The following is a 3,099-nucleotide window of genomic DNA, read 5'->3' on the forward strand; positions in this document are numbered from 1 at the left end:
CTTCTCCCGAACAAGCACATCCTGCCAAATGGCGGCCAGCTTCGCCTCCAGTTCGGTGCGCGGCGCCACGTATTCGCGGCCTCCGCCTGCTCCCCCTTCCGGTGCCGGCAGCGCCTTCCGGTCGATCTTTCCGTTCGGCGTCAGAGGCAGGCGCTCCAGCTCCACGAAGTACGACGGGATCATGTACCCCGGCAGCTCGCTGGCAATCGCCCGTTTCAGGTCCGCCACCGTCAAGCCTTCTTCCGCTGTATAATAAGCGCACAAAGCTTTCTGACCTTCTTGATCTTCCCTGACGACGACGACCGCTTCCTTCACGCCACCTACACTCAGCAGCTTCGCTTCGACTTCCCCCGTCTCAATCCGGTACCCCCGGATCTTCGCCTGGTTGTCGATCCGGCCGATGAAGTCCACGTTCCCGTCTTCCATCCAGCGCGCCAGGTCGCCTGTCCGGTACAGCCGCTCCCCAGTGGCGAACGGGCTGTCTACGAATTTCTCCGCCGTCAAATCCGGGCGGTTCAAGTACCCGCGCGCCACTCCGACTCCGCCGATGACCAGCTCGCCCAACACCCCGATCGGCACCGGCTTCAGATTCGCATCCACGATGTAGAACTTGGCGTTCAGCCACGCTTTCCCGATCGACACGCTGCCCGTCTTCGGCAGCTTTTCCAGAGGCTCGTCATAGAAGCTGGAGTCAATCGCCGCTTCCGTTACGCCGTAGCTGTTAATAATACGGAACTGCGAGCCGAAGCGCTCCTGCAAGGTGCGGTAATCCGCTACGCTGCAGCTGTCCGAACTCGTGATCAACAGCTCCATCCAGCTCATATCGAGCCGCTGCTCGTGCACGTACTCTAGGAACGGCACGATCAGCGCTGGCGTCGATTCGAAGATGGTGACCCGCTCCCGCTCAATCCAGTGGTGCAGACGAGACGGATCGATCCGGTCGTCCTTCGGCACAATCACCATCGTGCCTCCGTTGTACAGCGTCCGCGCGATATCTCCCACGAACACGTCGAACGAGAAGCTTGCGAGCTGCAGCAGCCGCACTGGGAACTGATCCAACCGATATTCCCGCCGGTAGCCCGCCGCCGTGTTCACCAGGCTGCGGTGCTCGATCATCACGCCCTTCGGCTTGCCCGTCGTTCCCGACGTATAGATCACGTACGCCAGATCCTCCGGACGGGCTTCATGGAAGCTGTCGGCATTCATCCGCTCCTCGCTGTACGAAGTTTCGTCGTCCAGGTACAGCACCGCCGCCAGCGCCAGCTCCTCTTCGCCGAGCCAGGCTTCGGCACGCTCTCGCAGCGCCGTTTGCGTCAGCAGCACCTTCGCTCCGCTGTCTTCGAGCATGAACCGCACGCGCTCCGCCGGGTAATCCGGGTCGAGCGGCACATACGCCCCGCCTGCTTTCCAGACGGCCAGCACGGCCACCAGCAAGTCCACCGAACGCTCGGCGAGAATGCCGACGATCGTCTCCCGGCCGATGCCGCTTGTGCGCAGCGTAGCCGCCAAGCGGTTCGCCCGCTCGTTCAGCTCCGCATACGTCAGCCGGTCGTTCTCGTACACGACGGCCGCCGCTTCCGGCGTGCGCTCCGCCTGTTCCTCGAACAGCCGGTGGAACGCGGCCGCAGGAGCCGCTTCCGGCTGCGCCGGGTTAAACGCGCCAAGAATTTGCTCTTTTTCCGACGGTGTCAAAATGCCCAGCTCGGCAATCGTCGCCGACGGGTTGCGGAGAATGGATTCAAGCAGCTGCAAGTAGTGAGCGGCCAATTTCTCCACTGTTTCGGTTTTATAAAGAGCAGTGGCGTATTCAAACAGATATTCCAAGCCTTCCTCGATCTCTGTGACGTCCAAGCTGAGATCGAATTTAGAAACAATTTCTTCGCTGGCATACGTCGACAAATGGAGTCCGGGAAGCTGGATTTCCAAATTCTCTGTATTCTGCAAAGCAAACATCGTATCGAACAGCGGATTGCGGCTTAAATCGCGAGCCACATTCACCTTATCCACCAGTTCCTCAAACGGATAATTCTGATGTTCAAAAGCGCCCAGCGTCGTCTCCTTGATCTCCTTCAAGTAGTCAAGGAACGTTTTACCGGCAGCCGGATAACTGCGGATGGCCAGGGTATTGACGAACATCCCGATCAGCGGCTGAACGTCGCTGTGATTTCTTCCCGCAATCGGCGTACCGACCACCACGTCTTCTTGCCCTGTATACTTATGCAATAATATTGTATAACCAGCAAGCAGAACCATGTAAAGCGTTGCGCCGTTCTCGGCTGCAAGCCGTTTCAGACCCTCGCTTTTCTCGCTATCCATAAACAATTGCAGCGTGCGGCCCTCGTAGCTCTGCATAGCCGGGCGCGGATAGTCCGTCGGCAATTCCAAAACCGGCAGTTCTCCGCGGAACATGTCGAGCCAGTAGGCTTCCTGCTTGGCAAGCTGAGCTTTCTGCTCGTCCGATTGCTGCCATACCGCATAATCTTTGTACTGAATGCGGAGCGGCTCCAACTGCTCCCCGCTATACAAGCGGACGAGCTCTTCGATCAGTACGTCAATCGAAACGCCGTCAGATACGATATGATGCGTATCGAACATTAGAATGTGCCGGTCCGGCGCCATTTCAGCAAGGCCTACCCGCAGAAGTGGCGGCTTCGCTAGATCAAACGGACGAACGAATTGGCGCACCGTTTCTTCTGCCTGCTCCTCGTTGATCTGCACATATTCCACCTGGAAGGCGGCTTCTTCATAAATCCGCTGAACCGCTTCGCCTTTTACCATCTCAAAGCCGGTACGTAGCGTTTCATGACGAGCTACGAGCCCGCGGAACGCTTCTTCAAACCGCTGCCGGTCGAGCTCCCCTTCGAGCAGCATAGCTCCTGGTATGTTGTAGCTCAGTTCGGCTCCTTCCAGCTGGTTCAAGATATAGAGACGTTTCTGAGCAGAAGAGAGCGGATAATACTCGCTAGATTCTGCAGCCGGAATAGCCGTGAACGAGCCGATCTCCAGCCGCTCCATAGCCGCGGCCATTTCCTCAACCGTTGAGTAGCGGAATACGTCGCGAAGCGGGAATTCAACGCCTAGCTCCTTATGCATTTGCTG

Annotated in this window: 1 protein-coding gene; it reads right to left on the bottom strand. The window is 58.2% G+C overall.

All coding sequences use genetic code 11. From position 1 onward, the window contains the following. The coding region (locus C400_RS26405) for a non-ribosomal peptide synthetase (RefSeq protein WP_128574163.1) at positions 1-3,099 on the bottom strand (3,099 nt) is incomplete at both ends.

The sequence above is a fragment of the Paenibacillus sp. ICGEB2008 genome, assembly GCF_000307675.1.
In the GTDB taxonomy this organism is placed as follows: domain Bacteria; phylum Bacillota; class Bacilli; order Paenibacillales; family Paenibacillaceae; genus Paenibacillus; species Paenibacillus polymyxa.